We start from the raw sequence: 3,138 nt of genomic DNA, 5'->3' as shown, positions 1-3,138 counted from the left end.
GCGCAGGACGACGACGCCGCCTTCGATCATCGGTTCAGCGGGCCGTAAAGGTGTAGGAGCCGGTCATGCGGTGGCCGTCGGAGGCCGCGATCGCCCAGGTCACGCGGTACACGCCGGCCGGCAGCGGGGTCTCGAGGCGGCCGGACAGGGTCTTGCCGTCGGACGAAACGCTGCTGCGAAGCGGAATGGCCCGCCCATGGGCGTCTTCGAGTTCGATGCTCGAGAACGGCGCCGCGAACCGCTCGCTGAAGGTCAGGCTGACCGACCGCACCGCGGACGCGGTTTGCCCGTCTCCCGGCGTCGCGCTGACAAGGCGGGCGTGGGCCCAAACCGGTTGAGCCGAAACAACAACGGCAGCCGCAACGGCGAGGGCGACGGGAACACGAAACATGATGGACAGACCCTCTGAAGAAAACTCGGTGCGCCCTAACCTTACGCGAGTGGCGCTTCGATCCCTCGCTATGCGGCGCAAGGCGCGTGAAGGCGTCAGTTGCGGCGGCAGATGGAGCAGATTGGCGGCCAGCCCAAGGAGCAGACCTGCGGAAGGTCTGCCTTGAGCCCTGAGCTGACCTTCCGAACGTCCCAAGTCAGCGAGCCTCGGAGGCTCGGGGCGAAGGTGCCCCCGTAGAGATTCGAACCTCTGACCGTCCACCACGTCCTGACCCTGCCGGATCGGGCGTGGGGCAGGGCTAGCCAGGTTGCGGGCGTCATTCTCCCATCCTCCGCAATAGGCTTGATACTGATTGCCGCCGGCGCAGACGCGGCAGACCCAGCCGAAGATGTCAGTGCATCAAGCGGGGCGGGGCCTCGCGGGGCGGTTGAGTCAGGTCGTGAACCAACCGTTGCTCCATCTCCGGAGCCAGGACGATGGACAGGCGGGCCTCGCCGGGCAGGGCGAAGGACAGAACCGCATGGCCGTCGTCCGTTCTCGCGGTGGTCACGGCCCCGGCCTTGATGCCGAGGGGAGCATGGTTGGCGGCCTTGGCCTGAGGCTGCAGCAGCCGCAGGGCCAGGTCCAGGGCCAGCCTGGGCGTGAAGCGCAAGCCAAGGCGCGCGCCGTCCGCCACGAGCTGCACCAGACGATCACCCTCCCGCCAGCCCGTCCTGGCGATGCTGGAGATGAGCCGATGGTCGGGGGCGGAAAGCGTCATGGCGTCGGGTCCAGATGTCCGGGGATGTGCGCCGTTGTGCGGCGCGAGCGGCTTACACCATGACGGCGCACGCCGCACGGTCCCGCTGCGGCCTGCGGGCTTGCGCCCCAGCGGCAACCCGCCTGGTTCTTGAACGCGAGTCCGCTTTTCTGCCGTCAGCCAGAGTACGGGGCCGCGTTCGAGAGGCGACGCCCCGGAGCGGGATGTTGTCTGAGACAACGGCCTGTTCGTCTCCTGGAGCGGGCCGGCCGGCGCGGCCTCTCGGTGGACGGATCTGACCGGAACCCGGTCGGCTGGCGCAACCGGGCGCGTGGGTTTCGTCCCCGGCCTGGCGGCCTTCCTCGCGAAACAAGAAACCCCCGCGTCCCGGTCCTCCGCTGCGCTGCGGGGGCTCCCTGCGCTCGCCCTGCGCGCCGTCCGTCTCCCGGTCCGTCGATCGCCATCGAGGCCGCGATCGGCGCGGCTCGACAGCAAAGGAGAGACGACAATGGCCGCTATCGGAAACTTCACCGCCCAGGGCGACGGCTACACCGGGTCCATCAAGACCCTGACCCTGAATGTCAGGAGCGCGACGCTCCGGCCCAATGACAAGGCCGACGACAAGGGGCCGGACTACCGCATCTTCGCGGGCCAGACCGAGTTCGGCGCCGCCTGGAAGCGCACGAGCCAGCAGAACCGGGACTACCTCTCGGTCAAGCTGGACGACCCCAGCTTCCCGGCCCCGATCTACGCCACCCTGGTCGAAATGGACGGCGGGCACAGCCTGATCTGGTCCCGCTGACCGAGCCGGCGGCGGCGCGCCCGGCGCGCCGCCGCCCCTTCTTCCCGACATTCCAACCCAAGGAGGCCGCCATGACGCGCCCCGCACCCGCACGTCCGGATGTCCACGCCCGGATCACCGAAACCATCATCGCCCAGCTGGAGGCCGGCGTCCGGCCCTGGACCCAGCCCTGGACCGGCGGCAAGCCGGTCACCCGGCCCCTGCGCCATGACGGAACGCCCTACAGCGGCGTCAACATCCTGCTGCTGTGGTCCCAGGCCCTCAGTCGGGGCTACGGTTCGCCCACCTGGATGACCTTCCGTCAGGCCCTCTCCCTCGGCGCCCATGTGCGCAGGGGCGAGACCGGCGCGACGGTGGTCTACGCCAACCAGATCGTCCGCACCGAAGCCGACGAGGACGGCGAGGACAGCGAACGGCGCATTCCCTTCCTGAAGGCCTACACCGTCTTCAATGTGGAGCAGATCGAGGGTTTGCCGGACCGCTACAGACCGTCATCCCCCGAGCCGGTCAATCCCGACGCGCGGCAGGCCGAGGCGGAGCAATTCTTCGCCCGGCTGGGCGCCGACATCCGTCATGGCGGTTCGGCCGCCTTCTACGTTCCGGCGTCGGACCATGTGCAGATGCCGCCGTTCGCGTCCTTCCGCGATGCGGGCGCCTACTACGCCACCCTCGGCCATGAGTGCGTGCACTGGACCGGCCATGGCTCCCGCCTGGCTCGTGACTTCAGCCGCGCCACCCAGGCCTACGCCCGCGAGGAGCTGGTGGCGGAGCTGGGCGCCGCCTTCCTGTGCGCCGATCTCGGTCTTGAGCTGGAGCCGCGCGAGGACCACGCCGCCTATCTGGGGCACTGGCTTGAGGTGCTGAAGGCCGACAAGCGCTTCCTGGTCTCGGCCGCGGCCCACGCCCAGCGCGCCGTGGCCTGGCTGCACGACCGACAGGGCTGACGCCCCGGCGGGTCGGCGCCCGGCGCCGGCCCGCGTCGCGGCGGGCGTCCAGGCCCGGACGCGCCCGAAGGAAGGCTGCCGTTGGTCTCACAATTGCGCGGGGCCGAACGAGACCGCCGCTGGGTGCGGAGGCGGCGCACGACTGTGCGCCGCCGACTCTTGTTGTGGAGGGGAAGCCGCCCTCGGCTGGGGCGCCTGAGGGCGGCGGGCGAGCGGCCGGAGACGGCCGCCGAGGGGAGGGCGGGGAGCCCCGTCAGGCCTG

At 70.3% G+C, this 3,138-nt stretch carries 4 protein-coding genes; 2 read left to right on the top strand and 2 right to left on the bottom strand.

All coding sequences use genetic code 11. The annotated features are described in order from the left end of the window. Window positions 1-34 precede the first annotated feature (34 nt). Window positions 35-391: a copper resistance protein CopC gene (locus MBEBAB_RS14650; protein ID WP_045319473.1), complete on the bottom strand. Its 357-nt coding sequence runs from the start codon at window positions 389-391 to the stop codon at window positions 35-37. A 391-nt stretch (window positions 392-782) separates the two neighbouring features. Beyond that, window positions 783-1,151, bottom strand: coding sequence for a hypothetical protein (locus MBEBAB_RS14645; protein ID WP_045319472.1), 369 nt, complete (start codon window positions 1,149-1,151; stop codon window positions 783-785). A gap of 487 nt (window positions 1,152-1,638) precedes the next feature. Here MBEBAB_RS14645 and MBEBAB_RS14640 point away from each other — a divergent pair, with 487 nt between their 5' ends. Then, complete coding sequence (locus MBEBAB_RS14640; protein ID WP_021698764.1) at window positions 1,639-1,932, top strand: DUF736 domain-containing protein; 294 nt, start codon at window positions 1,639-1,641, stop codon at window positions 1,930-1,932. 71 nt (window positions 1,933-2,003) lie between these two features. Next, window positions 2,004-2,876 (top strand): ArdC family protein, encoded by an 873-nt coding sequence (locus MBEBAB_RS14635; protein ID WP_021698763.1) that lies wholly within the window; start codon window positions 2,004-2,006, stop codon window positions 2,874-2,876. The last annotated feature ends 262 nt before the right edge of the window (window positions 2,877-3,138 follow it).

Origin of the sequence: Brevundimonas abyssalis TAR-001, from assembly GCF_000466985.1 — a bacterium.
In the GTDB taxonomy this organism is placed as follows: Bacteria; Pseudomonadota; Alphaproteobacteria; order Caulobacterales; family Caulobacteraceae; genus Brevundimonas; species Brevundimonas abyssalis.
This window is presented reverse-complemented; position numbering and strand designations above follow the sequence as displayed.